The sequence below is a fragment of the Sphingobium cupriresistens genome (genome assembly GCF_004152865.1).
Taxonomy (GTDB): Bacteria; Pseudomonadota; Alphaproteobacteria; order Sphingomonadales; family Sphingomonadaceae; genus Sphingobium; species Sphingobium cupriresistens.
In genome coordinates, this window is the sequence record NZ_SEOO01000052.1 from 1 (window position 1) to 19,268 (window position 19,268).

Genomic DNA, 19,268 nt, shown 5'->3' on the forward strand with positions numbered 1-19,268 from the left:
CGGTCGGGCTCCGCCCTCCCTACGCCGCGCGCAGCGCAAAGGCGCGTGTCCGATCAACCTTGCGCCATCGTGAAAGGGGGTCCCTTTTGCGCGCCGATAGGGGGTCCCGTTTGCACGCCGATTGACACGTCACCACCTTCTCGTCGAACAGATTTTCGCCCCGCGCCGTCAGCGCGACGCCATGGCCCAGCGGCAAGCGCGCGAGCGCATCCACGGTCAGCGCCCTGGGCAGTGTGTCGATCTGAAGATCATCCTCATATTGGCTCGACACATAATGGACCGACGCGGAGAGCGTCGGCCCCTGCGCCGGCGTCCAGGCCAGCGTCGCGCTGGCGCTGTTGCGCGGCGTCTGCGCGGGCGCGAAGCCGTCGAACGCCTTGCCTGGCGCATCGACCTCGCTGTGGCTGTAGGCATAGGAGGCCGACAGGCCGAAATCGCCCAGACGCGCGCTGGCCGTAAGTTCGATCCCCTTGGCGACGATGCGGTTAACATTCTGGCGCTGGCGGGTGTTGGTGCCGATGGTGACATTGGCGATCGCATCGTCCAGCCGGTTGTAGAAGGCGGTCGCGCCCAGGGTCACGCCGGGCAGCGGGGTCAGGTCGAAGCCCGCCTCCACGCCCTTCAGGCGCTCGGGCTTCAGCGCCGCGTTCGCCTGCGTCGTGATCGGGAAGACCACGAATGGCCGGTACAGCTCGTTCAGCGTCGGCAGGCGAAAGCCGGTATAGCCCGCCCCGCGCAGCGCGAGCGCGCCGCTCAGGCGCAGGATCGCGCCCGCCCGCCCCGAAAACTGCCAGTCGGACCGGTTGGCGTAATCGGTCGCTGTCACTGCACCGGTGCTGGCGTTGGCCTGATGATAGAAGCCGTCGCTGATCGTCCAGTGATCCGCCCGCACGCCGCCGGTCAACACCAGGCCTTCTAGCGTCCAGTCGTCCTCGGCGAACAGGCCGGTCGTCACCTGCTGCCCACCGGCATGGCGGCGGAAGGTGACGGGATTGCTGGCGATATTGGCGTCATAGGCGTCCTCATACATGTCGCCCAGCGCGAAGCGCGTATCCGCGCCCAGCCGCAGTACATGATCCGACCCGACCGGCGGGCGGATCTCGATCTTGCCGCCAAGCCCCATGGACGGCGTGTTGCGCTGGTCGAGCGACTTGCGGAAGGTGGAGGCGGAGATCACGATATTGGAAAAGTTGCGCGCCTGGATATAGGCGAGCGCATCAACCTGCCAATCGCCGCGCGAGATGAAGCGAACACTGGCGTCCTGCCCTTCGTTCGCGGAGTCCGCGCCCTTGAACCGCAGCGTCCTGTCGTCCTGAAAGATCGTGGCGCGGAACTGCAATTCGGACGTCACGGAGAGCGGCGCGACCGCGCGTAAATTGGTGGACCAGCTATCATAGGCGGCGGGCACGGTCGCCGCGACGCGCTGCGACTTTGGCGTGGTCTGGAAGCCGTTCCCCCGGTCCCAGCGCCCCGACAGCGAAACATAGCCGCCGCCTAGGTCCGGCGTGACGCTGGCCGACATCTCGGCGGCGTCATGGCTGCCATAGAAGGCGCTGGCAGCGAAATCCGGCAACTGGTCGCGCGTGGCGCTGGCCAGCTCGATCGTGCCGGCGACAGCGCCCGCGCCGAACGCACCCGACCCGCCGCCGCGCGTCACCCGCACAACGGACAGACGGTCCGGAACCAGCGCGGAGAAAGGAATATAGCCAAAGAAGGGATCGGCCACGGGCACGCCGTCCAGCAACACCAGCGTCCGGCTGGATGCATTGCCACCCAGCGCCCGCAGGGTCGCGCCCTGGTTGGACGGGTTCGACGCCCGGCTGTCCGACCGACGAAACTGCTGGGAGCCGGCGACGTTGGCCAGCACATTCTCCAGCCGGCCCGACGCATTGTCGAGCAGCCGTTGCCGGTCGATCGCCACCGATCCATAGGCGGGCGTACCGGGTGGCAGGCCCAGCCCCTGTCCCGTTACGATGATCGAAGGTGCATCGGCGCCTGCATCATCGGGGGGCTGCGCCAGCACTCCGGATGGCACCAGCAGAAGTATCAGCAGCAGATAGTCTTTCATGATGCGTCCACGCCCTCTGGAGTTTGGAGCTTTCGTTGATTGGGCCATCGCGCGTCGCACGCATGTGCCGACGCCGCGGAAACCCGGGCTTAACAGAGCTGAGTTAGATCACAGCATGCGCCGGCATGAGATGAGCAGGATATCACTCAACATTGCCCGAGCAAGTCGCAGATGCAGATCAAATCTACGTAATGATTCTCATTTATCTGTTTCGCGCAAATAACCGAAAAACCTTGCGGTAAGGCTAATGCGCAACCAACTAACACGTCATGGAGAGTTAAAATATGGTCTTAACGCCCTGCACTTCGATATTATACTTACGCATCTTACGATAAAGCGTCGGCCGGCCGACCCCCAATTGACGAGCCGTAGCGGCAATATTTCCCGCACATTGATGGAGCGCCATTAATACCGCATCCCGCTCCGTTCGTTCGAGCGAAGCCACCTCGCGCCCCACATTCGAACGAGTTTGCCTCATCTCCTCTGGAAGATGCCTTGGCGCGATCAGCGCGCTCCCGGCAGCGAGCGCGATGGCCCGACGAAGAATGAGGCTCAGTTGGCGGATGTTCCCGGGCCATGCGAAGGACCGCAGACATTCCAGTGCGTCATCCGAGAGGGAAAGTGTCAAACGATCGCCGATTTCGCGATCGACGATTTGTCCTATGAGTTCCGACAAATCCGCTCGCTCGCGTAAGGGGGGCAAGGTGACGCAGAGTCCATCAATGCGGTAGTAAAGGTCTTCCCGAAATTCGCCCGTGGCGACGAGCGCCTTGAGGTCACGATGGGTCGCACAGACCAGAGAGATATCGATCGGCCTGTCCTTCGATCCGCCCACCGGCATGACGGCCCGCTCCTGCAGAACCCGCAGAAGACGAGCCTGTAGCGAGAGCGGCATGTCCCCGATCTCATCCAGGAAGAGTGTTCCACCATGGGCCTGCTCAAATTTACCCGGAGCGCCTCCCCGGCGAGCGCCGGTAAACGCCCCTTCCACATATCCGAACAATTCGGCCTCGATCAGTCCGTCGGGAATGGACGCACAATTTACCGGCACGAACGGCCCGTTTCGCCGCGGCCCTGAGGCGTGCAGCTCCCGCGCAAGAACCTCCTTTCCAGTTCCCGTCTCGCCGGTTAGGAGAACAGGAATATCACGAGCGAACGCCAGCTTCGCGTCGCCAATGGTGTCCAGCAGGGCGGGATCGGAACAGAACATGTCAGAAGAGGCATGAGACGAACGCTTGCCCGAGGGCGGCGGCAAGAGCGCCTTACCAACCCGCATAACGTCATCTGCATGGCGGGCGAGACTGAGGTGGACGCGGATGCCGGCCGGCGTGTCTGTCACGATCGGTTCGGCATTGCGGCCGCTAAGCTCGTCAACCGCACGCGCAAAAGGCAGGTCGAACATGTGATCGAACTCTGTCGCCGAACGCGTATGCCCAAGCAGCTTGCGCGCGATCTGGTTCCCACCGAGCAATTGCCCATGTTCCGAGAAAGCGAGAACGGCAGCCAAGGGCGTGCGAAGCAGGTCAGGGTGATAATGTAACGAGACGTGCAGAGCGCCCGGAAGGTCAAGCAGCATATGATTTTCTATGGCTCGGGCGGCAACCCGCAACGCCTCGCAAACTGATGACAGATCCCTGCCGCTGCGGCAGGTGGCATTCAAGACGCCGATCAGGTCCCCGTTAACGTCGAACAGAGGAACGGCCGCGCAAGAATAGCCATGAATCTCGTCAAGGAAATGCTCGTTGGCGTGGACAATAAAGGGTTTCTGTTCCACGAGCGCGCATCCCGGCGCTCCGGTGCCGATCGCACTTTCGCTGAGGGAAACCCCGTTCCGGAAAAGACTCTCCAGTTCGCGGCACGGCCCTTCGGCGTCGCCGATCGAGCAAATGACAAATCCGCTGACGTCAAGGCAGGCCAGCACCCAATCCTGCGTGTGAAACGCTTTGTAAAGCCGTGTCATCTCCGGCATCGCATAGCGAATGAGCCGTTCACCCCTTTCTGTGGCGATCCGGCGTTCGCCAGGCGCCGCCATGTCGAACAACCTCTTGTCGGACGCGCTCAAACCCAGGCGTCTTGATCGCTCCCAGGAACGCGTGATCGGCTCGGGCACCCACTGCGACACGATACTCTCGCCCGAGAAGAAAAGATCTCGTGCCCTCCTTGTCTGGCGGACCTGTTCCAGATTCATGGATTGCCTCTCGTACCGTTGTCTTTCCGAACGGTGGGGTGCCCGGCGCCTGGACCGGACGGCGCTGATCCCTCTCTCCATTCGAACATCTTTATCGCCCGTCATGCTAGCTTGTTCGACGGACGCGAACAACCATCTCTCCTTCTCTGGAAGATCCGATCGTGCCGAAACAGATCGATGCCTGGCGATCACAAAAATGGTCGGCCAGGCGACACATGCGCCTGGCCGACCATAGTGGCTCAAGGGGAGAGGAATACTCAAGCCACCAAGCCCAGTTCAGCTTCCATCGTCTTGCGCATCTCGAACTTCTGCGCCTTGCCCGTGACCGTCATAGCGAAGCCCTCGACGATGCGGACATAGCGGGGAACCTTGTAGTGGGCGATCTTACCCCGGCAGTGGGCAATCACATCGTCGGCGCTCAGCCGATGGCCGGCTCGCGCTATGACCCATGCGCAGACTTCCTCACCAAATTTAGCGTCGCTGACGCCAAAGACCTGCACATCGACGATCAACGGGTGGCCAAGCAGGAATTCCTCGAGCTCGCGCGGATAGATATTCTCGCCGCCCCGGATGATCATGTCCTTGATGCGGCCGGTAATGCGAACATAGCCCCGCTCATCCATCACCGCGAGATCGCCCGAGTGCATCCATCCTTCCGCGTCGATGGCATCGTCGGTCTTTTCCGGATCGTTCCAATATCCCTGCATCACCGCATATCCGCGCGAGCAATATTCGCCCTGTTGGTTCACCTGCAATGTCTCGCCGTTCAACCCTACGATCTTTGCTTCGGCATGAGGGTGGACGCGGCCCACCGTCGCCACTCGCTCTGCGACGGGATCGTCTATCGACGTCTGCGTCGTCAGGGGACTGGTTTCGGTCATGCCATAGCCGATAGTCACCTCGCGCATGTTCAACCGATCCATGATCTGCTCCATCATGGCCGCCGGGCAAGGGGCGCCCGCCATGATCCCGGTGCGCAAGGACGAGACGTCGAACTGATCGAGGTCCGGATGGTTGAGGATCGTGATCAGCATGGTCGGCACTCCGTAAAGCGCCGTACAACGTTCATCTCGCACCGCCTCAAGTGTCATCCGCGCATCATAAGCCTCTCCGGGGTAGATCATCGCAGCCCCGCTCGTCACGGATGCAAGATTACCCAGGACCATGCCGAAGCAATGATAGAGCGGAACCGGAATGCAGATGCGGTCCTTGACGGTGAGATTGATGGTTTGTCCCGAAAAATAACCATTGTTGAGAATGTTGCGATGCGTAAGCGTTGCCCCCTTTGGAAAACCCGTCGTGCCGCTGGTGAATTGTATGTTGATGGCATCGTCCGGTCGCAGACTTTCCGATGCCGCGCCCAGCAGCAGGGGATCCGCCGACACGCGCAGTTGCTCCCAAGGAATGAAACCGTCATGTGCCTGCTCACCAAGCGAAATCACCAGGCGAAGGTCAGGTAAACTACGCGTCCCGATCTCGCGTAGCATGGCGATGTAGTTACTGCTTTTGAAGGCAGATGCCGTCACCAGCACGCTGCAGCCGACCTTTGCGAGCGCATACTCGATTTCGCTGACACGATAGGCAGGATTGATGTTTACCAGGATCGCGCCGATCTTGGCGGTCGCGAATTGAATCACGGTCCATTCGGCGCAATTGGGCGCCCAGATGCCGACCCGATCGCCGCGACGCACCCCATGATCGAGCAGTCCGCACGCGACCCGTTCCGCTTCGCGGTTCAGTTCCTGCCAGCTCCAGCATATATTCTGATGCCGGGAAACCAATGCCAGTTCACTCCCCCAGCGCCGGGCAGCCACCGATAGGGCTTCTCCCAGCGTCATCTCCAGCAGCGGAACATCAGCCGCGCCTTTCGCAATTGAGAGCACGGTCACCTCTTGATGTTGATCACTTGGAGCTGCGTATATTCGGCGAGGCCCTCGACGGACTGCTCGACACCCAGGCCGGAATTTTTGAAGCCGGCCATGGGGATGTGCGGGCCGATCGCGATATGCTGGTTGACCCACATCTGACCGCTTTCGATACGCTCGGCGATCGCCGCGGCGCGCTCGACATCTTTCGACCAGATGGATCCACCCAGGCCGTATTCGGAGGAATTGACGCAGCGTACCACGTCGTCCACATCCGAGAAGGCGATGACCGGCAATATGGGTCCGAATTGCTCTTCATCCACGATCGTATGGCCGTCGCTGATATCCCGGACGATGGTCGGTTGGATGAAATAGCCGGCTCGCTCCATGGCTTCGCCACCGGCGATGATCTTGCCGTCGCGCCGGGCCGCCTCCAGGAATCCCTTCACCTTTTCAAATTGCGCGCGGTTCTGGATCGGACCGATATTCGTTCCCTGCTTCAGTCCGTCATCGACGACGGCTTCCTGCGCCAGCCTTGCCAATTCGTCGCACATCGCCTCGTAGATCGATTCATGCACATAGGCCCGCTTCACCGCCAGGCAGACCTGTCCGCAGTTGAGGAACGCGCCGTTGAAGATCGCCAGCGCCGTCTCACGCACATCGACATCCTCCAGCACGATGGCCGGATCGTTGCCGCCCAGCTCGAGCGTGACGCGCTTGAGCGTATCAGCGCTGCTCGCCGCGATCCGCTTGCCGGTGGCGGTCGAACCCGTGAAGCCAATTTTGGCGACATCCGGATGGGCGGTGAGATGCGGCCCCAGGTCATTATCGTCGGTGATGATGTTGACCACGCCCGCCGGGAAGATGTCTCGGCACAGCGCGCCTAATGCAAGGGCGGTGACGGGCGTGGTAGGGGCCGGCTTCAAGATGATGCTGTTTCCCGCCAGCACGGCGGGACCGATCTTCCAGCAGGCGACGAGCAGCGGGAAGTTCCATGCGATGATCCCGACGACCACGCCTAGCGGCCGATGCTTGACGACGATATGGGCCTGCTCATCGTCCTGTATGACCCGGTCGGGAAGCTCGAGAGTGGCGTAGTGCCGGAGATATCCTTCCGTCCACGCAACTTCCCCCTGGGCCTCGGCAAAGGGCTTGCCCTGTTCTTGCACCAGCAGGCGCGCGAGATTGTCGCCATCGGCCGCGATGGCATCGGCAAGCTCGATGAGCTTGGCCTGGCGCTGCGCGAAGGGCGTCTCGGCCCAGCCGGGATAGGCTGCCTTGGCGGCTTTGATGGCTTCGTCGGCCTGAGCCGCTGAAGCGCGCGGCACGGTCACGAACGCTTCGCCGAGTGCGGGGTTGATGACCTCGAGCGTGCCATCGCCCTCCACGAGTTGGCCCCCAATCAGCAACTTATAATCAGACATGCTTGTCTCCAGCCACATACGTGGGAAAATCGAATATGCAGGGCATCCAGAGCGCCCCATGGTCGCCGGTCTTCAGTCCTGACCGGCGCAAGCGTTTGTCGCCGCCTTTTCACAAAGGATCGGATGACCGGCGGCGGGCGCCGAAACCGCCGGTCATCCTCTCTAAGCGAGCCTATTTTTTCGGTTTTGCGCTCGCGGCAGGTTGTCCGCGCACAGAATCTGCAGTGCCTTGAATGAACGCCTTGAGCTTCTTGACGTCCTCTGCGGTAAGCTTGCCCTTGAAATCGGGCATACCCTGCTCGGCCATCGCACCTTCGAAAACGAACGCTTCAAGATTGGCGATCGCCTCGCGGGGCGCATAACCCAGGTTGGGCAAATTGCCTCCCTTGTCGACGCCAGGAACGCCATGGCAGAACAGACAGTTGCTGACGTAGAGTGCGCCTCCAGGAGCGACGTCCTTCTTGTCATAGGGCACGCCCGAGAGCAGTTCCCCCTGCTCATATTTTCCGAACTGCGGCAACGGCGCCTTGCCGCCGATGACGAAGGTGTAGACCGTACCAGGCGAACTGCGGTCGGTAGCGCGCTGGGACTCACCGAAAACACCGCCCCAACCCACCGCAATCGAGACATACTGCTTGCCATCGATCTGGTAGGTGATCGGAGCCGCGATGACGCCACTGCCTACCGGCGACTCCCACATTTTATGGCCGTTGCGCGCATCATAGGCTACGAAATGCCCATCTGCGGTTCCTTGGAACACCAGATTCCCCGCTGTGGTCAGCGTGCCACCATTCCACGGCGAAACTTGTTCCTGACTCCAGACTTGCTTCTGGCGCACCGGGTCCCATGCGATCAGGCGACCGAAGGGTTTGGCCTTCGTCGCCGCGCCTCCCAGCAAACTGCCTGTGTTCCAACCGATGCCGCTCATGGGCTGGCCTGGAATGTTGGAGCGATATTTCCATTTCGGATCGTCCGCCAGCGAAAGCGGCACATGCTGCGCGGGAATGAACGCCAGCCCCAAAGCCGGATTGAACGACATGGAATGCCAGTTGTGCCCGCCAAAAGGACCGGGAATGATCTCATAGGGCGTGGCCGAGCGGACGCCGGGCAATTCGATAGGCCTGCCCGCCTTGTCATAGCCCGAGGCCCAGTTCACCGGCACGAAATTCTTCGCGGAGATGAATTTGCCGTTTGTCCGATCGATGACGAAGAAGAAGCCGTTCTTGGGCGCATGCAGGATCACTTTGCGCGGCGCGCCGTCGACCGTCATGTCGGCCAGGATCATATCCTGCGTCGACGTGTAATCCCAGTTGTCCCCCGGCGTCTCCTGATAGTGCCAGACATATTCGCCGGTATCAGGATTGAGCGCGACGATCGATCCGAGATAGAGATTGTCGCCGCCCTTGGGACTGCGGCGATTGCGCGACCAAGGCGCCCCGTTTCCGACGCCGATATACATGAGATTGAGCTGCGGATCGAACGCCATGCTGTTCCAGACGGTGCCGCCACCGCCCGCCTCCCAATAGCGTCCGCTGGGGTCCCAGGTCTTGGCGGCGGCTTCCATCGCCTTGTTCTCAAACGGCTTCGATGGATCTCCCGGGACCGTGAACCAGCGCCAGAGCTTCTTGCCCGACGACGCATCATAGGCGGTGATATAGCCACGCAACCCCAGCTCCGCGCCACCGTTACCAATGATGACCTTGCCCTTGTACACACGCGGCGCGCCGGTGATGGTGGCTGGCGAGTCCGGCGATAGTCTGGTGTCCTCTTCCCACAATTTGGCGCCGGACGCCGCATCAAGCGCGATGAGACGACCATCGAAGGCTCCGACGAAGACTTTTCCCTCATAGACGGCCACGCCCCGGTTCACGACGTCACAGCACCCCTTGCCGCCCGCGCTGCGCGGCACTTGCGGATCGAACGTCCACAACTGCTTCCCCGTCCGTACATTGATTGCATGCACGACGCTCCAGGATGCTGTCACGTACATGATCCCGTCCACAACAAGCGGCGTTGCCTCTACGCCGCGGGTCGAGCCCAGATCATAGGTCCAGGCCAAACCCAGTCGGGCGACATTGTCAGTGGATATCTGGGACAGCTTGCTGAAGCGCGTTTCCGAATAGTCGAGGCCGTAGCTGGGCCATTCCTCGGAAGTCGCAGCGTTCTTGACAATAAAGTCACCGTTAATTTTCCCGGCGATTTTCGAGGTATCGACGGGTGCCCGGTTGCTCGCTTCGTTCGACCGCGAGCAACCACTCAGTGTCGTACCCAGCAAGAGGAAGCCCGCCCCCACAAGGGCCATTCGCCCCGGCTTTCCCCGCCCGAAAAAGATGATCGACATGTCTTTGTTCTTTCTCTCAGTGCGACATAGTCGCCGGCATCAACGTCGGTCGCCCATGCCGCCGTGCTGGCCATCGGCGTACACAACGCAACGCCTCCCCACAGGGCCGCCTTCAATGGCGTCGCGCTCGGCAAATTGCGCATAGACAATGGCCAGATTGGATCCCGGCGGCAGTGCGACATAGTCGCCGGCATCAACGTCGGTCGCCCATGCCGCCGTGCTGGCCATCGGCGTACACAACGCAACGCCTCCCCACAGGGCCGCCTTCAAAAGCGAACCTTTATTGAGATTACCCATTATCCTCTCCCTCCATTATATCATAGTTGGTAACCCCTAAGCACAAAGCGTGCCAAATCGGAGATTGTCCAATCTGCTGGAAAATGACCACGGTTGGGGGAACGCGTCTCAGCTAACTGTAACGAAATAGAACAGGTGTATTCGGACACCCGTATCGTCAGGTTTCACCTTGGCAGATGGATCAAACCGAGAGCTTCGGCATCCAGGCCGATCAAAACAGGATTGCTATCTCTCCTGTCATATTTGCGAGGAGCCATCCGCCGATATTCCGCCCGACAAGCAGCACGTCGGACGCGAGCCAAGGCAATTTCGGACTGGCGTGAGCAAATCTTGTTGTTCGGCCAGAGGCTTTCGCAATGGAGATCACGACCACCCACGCGTAGGCCGTTTCTCGACCCCTTGCCGCAGGTCGAGGAACGGACCTATGGATCAGCAAAATGCGCGGACCATTGCGCTCGTGATGGACCTGGACCCACGGACGTGATTATCGATACCTTTTCGTTCGGCATCATCAGCGAAGGCGACGTCGAGCGTTCCCATGGCCACGTTATGGCTTGTCCTACTCGTCGTATCTTCCGTGAGGGTGATGTTCACCGATGGAAATAGAGCTTTAAACTGACGCAGCACATCACCAAACAACCCGCCGGTGCGCGATGATGTAACTCCGATGCGGACTTGCCCCGCCTCCCCACTGTCGACAGCAACTGCGTAACGAGCGGCGAGATCTAATTGCTGGGCGCCGGCCATTGCCCGTTCCAAGAAGGCAGCGCCTGCCGTTGTGGGCGAAACACCAATTCGACTTCGCTTGAACAGGGGAACGCCTAATCGGTGCTCAAGATGCTGAATGCGTCGGCTGAGTGACGATTGGGACAATGCCAGCATCTCTCTCGCTCATCGAAACTGCCAGTTTCCGCCGCCGCGATCGCGCAGCGCAGATTTCGCAGATCCAAGATCATATTCGGCAAACATCACTCCCCCATGCCAATATCCGCTTCGGACGGCCGCGTTTTGTGCCGGAGTTTGGCGTTGCCAACACCGTCTCGGTAGTCCCGCGTCCTGAAAACTCCGTCGCCGATAGGGGAACACTGATGACAGCAGCTGCGCACGCTGAGGAAGCACCTAACTCCACCGATGGCGATTGATGTCGGCGGCAGCGCTCCTGATTATGCAACACAGATGCACGTTCGCCGATGCTACCGGATCGTGATCGGCAGTGCCACATGCAGATAAATTTGCGTTCCGGTCCCAGCAATTCCTACGCAACCGCCTCGGTCCGTCGCGCATCGAAAGGAACGACGATGAAAGCGGCTGTCTACGATCATAACGGTCCACCGGAAGTCCTTCGCTACACGGACGTGCCCGACCCCAAAATTCGTTCGCGGGATGTCCTGATCCAGGTCGAGGCGATATCCGTTGAGGGCGGAGACCTGATCAACCGTCGCAGTTCGCCGCCGGGGCACCCCGCATATGTCGTCGGCTATGCCGCAGCGGGCACGGTGGTGGCGATCGGTGACGCGGTCACGGACCGCAAGCCCGGCGACCGAGTTACCTCATGGGGCTTGGATGGATCCCACGCCCAACTCCGCGCAGTTCCGACAGATCAGACTTGGCTGCTGCCCGCAGGCGCAGGCGTAGCAGAAGCCGCGGCGATCCCGATCGGCTTCGGAACTGCCCATCATTGCCTGTTCGCGAGAGGGCGGCTCTCAAGCGGAAGCTCCGTCCTCATCCAAGGTGCAGCGGGGGGTGTCGGGGTCGCGGCAGTACAGCTCGCCCGCCAGGCCGGCGCGACCGTAATCGCCGTCGCTAGCGGTGAGGATCGCGTCCGCAGCGTCATCGAGCTCGGTGCATCGCGTGTAATCGACCATAACGTCGAATCGGTCGTGGACGTGGTCCGTGACCTCACCGGCGGCCGAGGCGTTGACCTCATCGTCGATCCGGTAGGTTCCACCTTGGCGACATCCCTCGCCGCGCTCCGCGACGAAGGAGTCTTGGTGTCCGTGGGCAATGCCGGCGGCGGGGCTCTGACAGTGGATTTTTGGCCAGCGGTGCAGCGAAATCAAACGGTCATCGGCGTATTCATGGGAACCGTCCTGTCACGTGCAGCGGTGCGCCAAACCATCGACATGATGCTCGCCGACGTTGCGAAAGGCAGTCTCACCGTGCCAATCGACAGAAGGTTTCCGCTCGCCGAGGCAGGGGCCGCCCATCGGTATGCCGAGGACAACAAGGTCCTCGGCCGTATCGTGCTGATCCCCTGACGCCGATTTCGCGCCCAACCGCTACCGAGCGCCCGCTGTCAGGCGATCGCGCCCGCGTCGGCGGTCAAGGTGGCGCCTGTAATTACACTCGCCGCGGGACTTGATAGAAACACGACCGCATTCGCGATTTCACTCGGCTTGGCGAAGCGGCCCAGAGACGTCAAACTCCGTTGGAAATCTGCCGCCGGGCCGTCTGCGGGGTTCGCGTCAGTATCCACAGATCCGGGCTGCACGAGGTTCACGGTGATGCCCTGCGGCCCGAGTTCACGTGACAACCCGCGAGTGAAGGACGTAAGCGCGGCCTTGGACATCGCATAGGCCGTTACGCCCGGAAATGGGACGCGTTCGCCGAGCCCCGACCCAATCGAGATTATGCGCCCCCCAGCGGAGAGATGCGGAATGGCGGCCTTCGCGAATAGCACTGGTGCTCGCACGTTGACGTCCATCAGCTTCTGATACTCGGCCACATCGAGGTCGGCGATCAGACCGGAATGGCCGATCGCCGCGCTATTGACGAGAATATCAAGACCACCGAGCGCCGAGACGGCCTCGCTCACGGCGCGCGTGATCGCATCCGGGTCTGCGCTATCGGCCTGTATCGTTCGCGTCTGCCGCCACAGATCAATCTGAGGCCGACACTAATTGAGATGGGGGCTGGCCTCAGAAACCTGACGACTGCGGTCCGCAGGCTCATCGGAGGTCAGCCCTTGTTGTTGCAGTGGCGATGAGTCATGAAAGTCATGCATCAGCGTGTAGGTCCGGTCCCTTGCGGGATCGGCACGGGCACACCGAATTTTCGACTAGTCGAGGCGAATTACATACCCCTATTAACGGCTCCACTCCCACCGTGTCTTGTTGCAACATATTGATTAGTATGCCGATTTTCGAGAACGCCGATAGGTCCACAACCACCGCTTGCTCGCGCTCCACGCCGGGCCTCGGCGGGGGAGGTGCAAACCCGCTTCCGATGCCGCCGCTGTTGGACGCACGGCCTGGCCGCTCATTCGCGCTACGGGTCCAGTCCGGAACGACTTCATTTTATCCAGGCCGGCCGAGTGACACGCTCGGGTATAATGGCAGCTATCTCGGACCGACGATCAGGGTGCGCCGTGGCGACGACGTGGCGGCTGTCGTGACCAACGGGCTCAACGCGGACACGACTGTGCATTGGCACGGGCTTCTGATCCCCGGAGAGCTGGATGGCGGCCCCCATCAGATCATCGCGCCGGGCGCGACCTGGCGGCCCACGCTCCCGATCCGGCAGCCCGCAGCGACCCTCCTTTATCACTCACACGTCCATGGGTTGACGGCCGAGCAAGTCTATTCGGGCCTGGCTGGGGCGTTGCTGGTAACCGACGACGAAGAGCAGGGCCTGGGGCTCCCGTCAGAATATGGCGTGGACGATCTGCCCCTGCTCATCCAGGATCGCCAGTTCGAAAATGGTCGCCTTGTCATGCCAGGCGGCATGATGGTCGCCATGCAGGGCCGGCGCGGCGACACGATCCTTGTGAACGGCGCGGTGAATCCGCTGGCGGCGGTGCCAAATCGGTTGGTTCGCCTGCGGCTCGTCAACGCATCGAACGCGCGGATTTATGAGCTGTCGTTTTCCGATCGGCGGAGCTTTCACTGGATCGGAACCGAAGGGGGGCTGCTCGAACACGCAGTGGCATTGGAAGCCATAACCTTGGCGCCGGGCCAACGTGCCGAGCTTCTCGTGGACTTCACGGACGGTAGGTCCGCCTCGCTGGTGACGGCGGCTGATACCAACAGCTCGATGATGGGCGGCATGGGTATGATGGGGCGTGGCGCCCGAAGGACCGATGCCGCGGCACCAGCGACCGTGCTGCGGTTTGAACCACGGCCGTTGGGACAGGCTCGTGCCAGCGGCGTCGTGCCGACCCTTCTGGCATCACGAACTGGGCCCGACGCCAGCAAGGCGGTGCGCCGTCGCCGTCTGAGCCTCAACATGGGCATGGGCGGCATGATGGGCTCAGGAAGCGGCGGTGGCGGCCTTACGATCAATGGCAAGCCATTCGACATGAATCGCATCGATGAGACGGTGAAGCTAGGCTCCACCGAAATATGGGAGGTGTCTGGCGAAATGATGCGCCACCCGATCCATATTCACGGCGTCCACTTTGATGTTCTCACCCGCGGTGGCGGGCAGCCCGATGTTCTCGACCAGGGGCCGCGCGACACGGTCCTCGTCAAGGAACCGGTGGAGCTTCTCATCCGATTTGATCAGCCGGCCAAGAGCGCTCCCTTCATGTATCACTGCCATATCCTTGAACATGAGGATAATGGAATGATGGGCCAGTTCAGTGTTGCGTAGGCGTAGGCTCCCACTTCTGGAGAGTTTATGCAGCGCCTACCGTCCAACAGGAGAGCAAGGTTGCCAAAAAGAGCTTTCGCCACATTTCTGCTCGCGGCAACGATGCTGACCGGCGGCACCTCGCTAGCTGCACAGGATAATCTGGTTTATCCCGTAATACCGGGATTTGGCGGGATCGTGGCCGTGCCCAGTGCTGCCGAGCGGCCCGATCCCAAGCTTCGCTACCGCGTCTTGTTCAATGTCACCAAGGCCGCAAGCTCTCCCGACAAAGTGAATCCCAGCCTTGAGAAGGTCGCGCGCTTCGTGAACCTGCTAGGCGCGGACAAGGTCCATCCGGCTGGTGACATCGCCGTCATCATTCATGGTCCCGCGACCCCGCTCGTCCTGCAGAACGCGCCATATGCGGCGCGTATGAAGGTAGCGGCCAACCCGAACGCTGCGCTGATTGCCGCTCTCCAGAAAGCCGGTGTTTCAATCCGCGTTTGCAGTCAGGCCATGGTCGGAAATGAGATCATGCCGAACCAAGTGGCTTCGGGCGTTGAGATCGATGATTCGGCGCTTACAACCTTGGCGAATCTACAAATCCGGGGTTACGCGCTCATCCCGGATTGAAAGGTGCGATACCCCCTCACCCGCAGCAGCCCGCCACGGTCCCGTTCGCCTTCGCCTCCTGAATCGGAGGGCATGGGACATCGCCGAACGAGCAGAACACGCAGCAGTCGCCGGCCAGGGGCCGCAGCACCGCCGCGCAATGTCGGCAATCATAGAAGAACTGGCAGGCGTTGGTGGGCATCGTCTCGGTCGCGACACCGCCGCACTCGGGACAGGTCAGCGTGGAGGTGAGCTGCATCAGGAAAGCGCCTTTATAAGCGGCGCTTCAATGCGATCCCATATCAGCGCGGTCAGCGTCAGGGTCGTGCCGATCGTGAGCATGATCGGAGTTGCGCGGGACGGTAGGGTCACGGTGCAGGACCGATCCGCAGCGCAGGTCCTCCGACGCCGCACATACGCCCACCACCCGGCAGCCAGGCCGACGAGGGAAAGCGCCGTCAGGGCCCAGCGCAGAGGCATCAGCGCGGCGAAGGTGCTCGACAGGCCCGCCCCCACGCCCAGCGCCGCCAGCGCGAGCGGCAAGACGCAGCAGGATGCGGCGGCTAGGACCGCGCCGAAGCTCGCCAGCGCACCCAGGGCGGATAGCCCCGCGTCGGCGCGGCGTGGCGATGCGGAAGCGGCCAGGGTTTCGTGCGGCAAAATCCTTTTATTCATCAGTCGTCTCCGGCGGAATAACCCCCTAATGCCTCCTGTAGCGGCTACAGGAGCAAGCGAATTATGAGGGATGAGAAAGGCCTAGCTATCGGCGAGTTGTCGCGCCGAACCGGCGTGAACATCGAGACGATCCGCTATTTCGAGCGCGTCGGCATTGTGGCGACCCCACCCCGCACGAGCGGGGGCCGGCGAGTAGGCGTCACCTCAAGCTTTGTACGCTGAACAACGATTTTCCGGACATAATGTGAACATTGGTGTCAGGCAGCGGCGCGAAGGTACTGGTAGAGGGTTTCGCGGCTGATGCCCATGTCGCGCGCGATGGTCGCCTTGCGTTCACCGGCGGCAACGCGGCGGTGCAGATCGGCAATCATCTCATCCGAGAGCGACCGTTTCCGCCCCCGATAGGCGCCGCGCTGCCGAGCGATCGCAATGCCTTCGCGTTGCCGTTCGCGGATCAGGGCGCGCTCGAACTCAGCAAACGCACCCATGACCGAGAGCATCAGATTGGCCATCGGGGAGTCCTCCCCCGAGAAGGACAGGCTTTCCTTCTCAAACTCGATCCGGATACCTCGCTTGGTGAGGCCCTGGACCAGCTTGCGCAGGTCATCCAGATTGCGGGCCAACCGATCCATGCTGTGGACGACGACGGTATCGCCTTCGCGGGCGAAAGTGAGCAGAGCCTCAAGCTGGGGGCGGTTGACGTCCTTGCCCGATGCCTTGTCGGTGAAGGTCCGATCGAGCGACTGACCTTCCAATTGGCGATCCACATTCTGATCGAACGTGCTGACCCGGACATAGCCGATCCGTTGCCCCTTCACTGCGCACTCTCTCCATCAAAATGTCAGGTTGAAATCTATGATACGCAACGACATTCGTCAACAAATTCCGTTTAGTACCCTAATCTGACAGAAACCGCGGTAGCGCCCTGACGTCCGGTTAGGCTATACTCCAAGCTGACATCACAAAATCAAATCCCTCAAAGATGGCGTCAATTGCCTTGATGGGGTAAAAACTGGAGTGCTTCCAGGATGGGACATTCGGCAACGTCATCTCCAGTGCATCTGGCTAACGTGGTCGCCAGCGTCACCTCTATCTTCTGCAAATCTGCAATGCGGCGGCGGACATCTTCAAGGTGGAGTTCGGTTCTCGCCATAACCTCCGCGCAGGTTTGTGCACCGGTATCGGTGAGCGACAACAATGACCGTATCTCATCCATTGCATAGCCAAGGTCGCGCGCGCGCAGGATGAACTGCAACCTTTGCACCAGTTCCGGCGAATAGACGCGGTAGCCGTTGGAACTGCGAGGCGGCCCCGGCAGCAATCCCACCTTCTCGTAATAGCGGATGGTTTCGAGATTGCAGCCTGTTTTCCGGGCAAGCTGGGCACGCAAGATGCCGACCTGTTGCTCCATGAAAATACCTCTTGAGTCTGTAGTGGCTACAGAGCCTACACTGCGAATCACTCAGTTGGAACAAGGGATTCAAGCCATGGTCTCAACGCCGGAAGCGGGACAGCCAGCCCTCACCGAAAACCACGAGCCGAAGCAGGCAAACTGGGTTGCGGCGGGCGCATTGATCGGCGCGGGGCTCGCCTCGGCTTGCTGCGTCGTCCCGCTACTGTTGGTTATGCTCGGAATTTCCGGCGCGTGGATCGCCAACCTGACGGCGCTCGAACCTTACAAGCCCTATGTCGCAGGCGTAACGCTCGCGCTGCTCGGCTACGGCTTCTGGCATGTCTATTTCAAGCCGAAACCGCCCTGTGAAGACGGTTCCTACTGCGCTCGTCCACAATCGGCTTGGACCACCAAGGCGGTGCTGTGGCTGGGCCTTGCCGTCGCCATCCTGGCGCTCACCATCGACTGGTGGGCACCCTGGTTCTATTGAAAGGAAATACCCATGAAAAAGACAGTATGTATCGCTATGGCCGTGCTGGCTATGGCTGGCGGCGGGGTCGCCTATGCAGTTAGTGGCACGGCGCAAGATCGCCCCGCGGCTACCGCAACCGCTCAGAAGCAAACCACCTTTGCCATAGAGAACATGACCTGCGCCACCTGCCCGATCACCGTGAAGAAGGCGATGGAAGGCGTCGCCGGGGTAACGGCGGTCACGGTCGATTTCGCAGCCAAGACCGCGCGCGCAACCTATGACCCGCGCCGCACCAATGCTGCTGCGATTGCCGCTGCATCAACCAACGCGGGTTATCCGGCGCGCGCTATTCAAAACTGAGCGGGGCGCCGCCAGCGCCTCAAGAAAGCGATAAGCAATGAACGACTGTTGCAACCGCCCCGGGCAGGAAGGATTTGACGTGGCCGTCATCGGCGCGGGTTCTGCCGGGTTCTCCGCCGCGATCGCCGCTGCCGATCTGGGCGCGAAAGTGGCGCTCGTCGGTCACGGCACGATTGGCGGCACCTGTGTCAATGTTGGCTGCGTTCCTTCCAAGACGCTGATCCGCGCCGCCGAAGCGGTGCATGGTGGGCTTGCCGCCGCGCGCTTTCCCGGCCTTGGGGGCGCTGTCCAGATGGATGACTGGTCCGTATTGGCGGCGTCGAAGGACGATCTTGTCACGACGCTGCGCCAAAAAAAATATGTCGATCTGCTGCCCGCCTATGACGGTGTGAGCTATATCGAGGGCAAGGCACGCTTTGCCGATGGTGCGCTGATTGTCGGCGATGCGCCCATGAAGGTCGGCAAGGTCATATTGGCGATGGGTGCGCACGCCGCCGTGCCGCCGATTCCGGGGATGGACAGCGTGCCCTACCTAACCAGCACATCGGCGCTGGCGCTGGATCGCTTGCCCAAATCGCTGCTGGTGATCGGTGGCGGGGTGATCGGGGTAGAACTGGGACAGATGTTTTCGCGTCTGGGCGTTGATGTCACCATCTGCTGCCGAAGCCGCCTGCTCCCCGAAATGGACCCGGAAGTGAGTGCCGCGCTGAAAAACTATTTGGAAGCCGAGGGCGTGCGGGTTTGCGCAGGTGTCGGCTATCAGCGTATCGCCCAAACACAGAGCGGGGTCGAATTGACCTGCGAGGGGCATTGTGACACCGTCGCGGCGGAACAGGTGCTCATCGCCACCGGACGCCGACCCAATAGCGACGGGCTTGGGGACTGTCAGGATTTCCGTGTGTGGCCGGGCATAATGGGTAACAAGGAGTCCCACTATGTCACGACGCAAAGAGCCTGCCATACCGAATGAGCTTCTCGATCAGCTTTTGGCGGGCGGCGCTGCC

19 protein-coding genes and 2 pseudogenes are annotated in these 19,268 nt (G+C 61.3%); 8 read left to right on the plus strand and 13 right to left on the minus strand.

Annotation, left to right across the window (positions count from 1 at the left end; translation table 11 throughout):
* Positions 1-19: 19 nt before the first annotated feature.
* The 8 genes and pseudogenes from EWH12_RS19520 to EWH12_RS23000 form a co-directional block, all read right to left on the minus strand.
* The gene (locus EWH12_RS19520) at positions 20-2,068 is read right to left on the minus strand and encodes a TonB-dependent receptor (protein ID WP_011950404.1); all 2,049 of its coding nucleotides are present in this window, start codon (positions 2,066-2,068) and stop codon (positions 20-22) included.
* A gap of 277 nt (positions 2,069-2,345) precedes the next feature.
* Positions 2,346-4,256, minus strand: coding sequence for a sigma-54-dependent Fis family transcriptional regulator (locus EWH12_RS19525; RefSeq protein ID WP_030540404.1), 1,911 nt, complete (start codon positions 4,254-4,256; stop codon positions 2,346-2,348).
* A gap of 257 nt (positions 4,257-4,513) precedes the next feature.
* On the minus strand, positions 4,514-6,094 hold the full coding sequence (locus EWH12_RS19530; protein ID WP_049771327.1) for an AMP-binding protein: 1,581 nt from the start codon (positions 6,092-6,094) through the stop codon (positions 4,514-4,516).
* 47 nt (positions 6,095-6,141) lie between these two features.
* Entirely contained in the window at positions 6,142-7,545 is a 1,404-nt protein-coding gene (locus tag EWH12_RS19535; protein WP_011950407.1) for an aldehyde dehydrogenase family protein, read from the minus strand.
* A gap of 172 nt (positions 7,546-7,717) precedes the next feature.
* Positions 7,718-9,886: a PQQ-dependent dehydrogenase, methanol/ethanol family gene (locus tag EWH12_RS19540; RefSeq protein WP_107917704.1), complete on the minus strand. Its 2,169-nt coding sequence runs from the start codon at positions 9,884-9,886 to the stop codon at positions 7,718-7,720.
* 39 nt (positions 9,887-9,925) lie between these two features.
* Positions 9,926-10,183 carry a hypothetical protein gene (locus EWH12_RS22370; protein ID WP_139797613.1) on the minus strand — a complete coding sequence of 86 codons (258 nt, stop codon included), beginning with the start codon at positions 10,181-10,183 and terminating at the stop codon, positions 9,926-9,928.
* 429 nt (positions 10,184-10,612) lie between these two features.
* Positions 10,613-10,930: a LysR family transcriptional regulator substrate-binding protein gene (locus tag EWH12_RS19550; RefSeq protein ID WP_048939645.1), complete on the minus strand. Its 318-nt coding sequence runs from the start codon at positions 10,928-10,930 to the stop codon at positions 10,613-10,615.
* Positions 10,931-11,005: 75 nt separating this feature from the next.
* A pseudogene (locus tag EWH12_RS23000) lies at positions 11,006-11,065 on the minus strand (hypothetical protein); the annotation flags it as partial.
* On the opposite strand from EWH12_RS23000, the gene EWH12_RS19555 reads away from it, so the two are divergent.
* The gene (locus EWH12_RS19555) at positions 11,056-11,325 is read left to right on the plus strand and encodes a hypothetical protein (RefSeq protein ID WP_125723807.1); all 270 of its coding nucleotides are present in this window, start codon (positions 11,056-11,058) and stop codon (positions 11,323-11,325) included. The pseudogene EWH12_RS23000 and the gene EWH12_RS19555 overlap by 10 nt on opposite strands.
* 156 nt (positions 11,326-11,481) lie before the next feature.
* A complete protein-coding gene (locus EWH12_RS19560) occupies positions 11,482-12,441 on the plus strand; it encodes a quinone oxidoreductase family protein (protein ID WP_030540911.1) in 960 nt (319 codons plus the stop codon).
* A 38-nt stretch (positions 12,442-12,479) separates the two neighbouring features.
* On the opposite strand, the gene EWH12_RS19565 is transcribed toward EWH12_RS19560, so the two are convergent.
* A complete protein-coding gene (locus EWH12_RS19565; protein ID WP_082734528.1) occupies positions 12,480-13,067 on the minus strand; it encodes an SDR family NAD(P)-dependent oxidoreductase in 588 nt (195 codons plus the stop codon).
* Between the two features lie 248 nt (positions 13,068-13,315).
* Between EWH12_RS19565 and EWH12_RS19570 the strand changes: the two genes are divergently transcribed.
* Together EWH12_RS19570 and EWH12_RS19575 are read left to right on the plus strand one after the other, a co-directional pair.
* Entirely contained in the window at positions 13,316-14,773 is a 1,458-nt protein-coding gene (locus EWH12_RS19570) for a multicopper oxidase family protein (RefSeq protein WP_037555777.1), read from the plus strand.
* A 27-nt stretch (positions 14,774-14,800) separates the two neighbouring features.
* Complete coding sequence (locus tag EWH12_RS19575) at positions 14,801-15,385, plus strand: DsrE family protein (protein WP_004213260.1); 585 nt, start codon at positions 14,801-14,803, stop codon at positions 15,383-15,385.
* Between the two features lie 16 nt (positions 15,386-15,401).
* Here the strand turns inward: EWH12_RS19575 and EWH12_RS19580 are convergent, their stop codons facing one another.
* Both EWH12_RS19580 and EWH12_RS19585 read right to left on the minus strand, forming a co-directional pair.
* The gene (locus EWH12_RS19580; RefSeq protein ID WP_004213258.1) at positions 15,402-15,623 is read right to left on the minus strand and encodes a GDCCVxC domain-containing (seleno)protein; all 222 of its coding nucleotides are present in this window, start codon (positions 15,621-15,623) and stop codon (positions 15,402-15,404) included.
* Entirely contained in the window at positions 15,623-16,039 is a 417-nt protein-coding gene (locus tag EWH12_RS19585; RefSeq protein ID WP_004213257.1) for a mercuric transporter MerT family protein, read from the minus strand. The genes EWH12_RS19580 and EWH12_RS19585 overlap by 1 nt, the downstream gene beginning before the upstream one ends.
* 63 nt (positions 16,040-16,102) lie before the next feature.
* Between EWH12_RS19585 and EWH12_RS19590 the strand changes: the two genes are divergently transcribed.
* The gene (locus EWH12_RS19590) at positions 16,103-16,261 is read left to right on the plus strand and encodes a MerR family DNA-binding transcriptional regulator (protein ID WP_004213256.1); all 159 of its coding nucleotides are present in this window, start codon (positions 16,103-16,105) and stop codon (positions 16,259-16,261) included.
* Positions 16,262-16,296: 35 nt separating this feature from the next.
* On the opposite strand, the gene EWH12_RS19600 is transcribed toward EWH12_RS19590, so the two are convergent.
* Positions 16,297-16,857 (minus strand): recombinase family protein, encoded by a 561-nt coding sequence (locus EWH12_RS19600; protein ID WP_004213255.1) that lies wholly within the window; start codon positions 16,855-16,857, stop codon positions 16,297-16,299.
* Between the two features lie 170 nt (positions 16,858-17,027).
* On the minus strand, positions 17,028-17,450 hold the full coding sequence (locus EWH12_RS19605; protein WP_014072603.1) for a MerR family transcriptional regulator: 423 nt from the start codon (positions 17,448-17,450) through the stop codon (positions 17,028-17,030).
* 76 nt (positions 17,451-17,526) lie between these two features.
* Between EWH12_RS19605 and EWH12_RS19610 the strand changes: the two genes are divergently transcribed.
* The 3 genes and pseudogenes from EWH12_RS19610 to EWH12_RS19620 form a co-directional block, all read left to right on the plus strand.
* Positions 17,527-17,922 carry a mercuric transporter MerT family protein gene (locus tag EWH12_RS19610; RefSeq protein ID WP_014072602.1) on the plus strand — a complete coding sequence of 132 codons (396 nt, stop codon included), beginning with the start codon at positions 17,527-17,529 and terminating at the stop codon, positions 17,920-17,922.
* Between the two features lie 12 nt (positions 17,923-17,934).
* Positions 17,935-18,264 carry a heavy-metal-associated domain-containing protein gene (locus tag EWH12_RS19615; protein WP_082052513.1) on the plus strand — a complete coding sequence of 110 codons (330 nt, stop codon included), beginning with the start codon at positions 17,935-17,937 and terminating at the stop codon, positions 18,262-18,264.
* A gap of 37 nt (positions 18,265-18,301) precedes the next feature.
* A pseudogene (locus EWH12_RS19620) lies at positions 18,302-19,087 on the plus strand (FAD-dependent oxidoreductase); the annotation flags it as partial.
* Between the last annotated feature and the right edge of the window lie 181 nt (positions 19,088-19,268).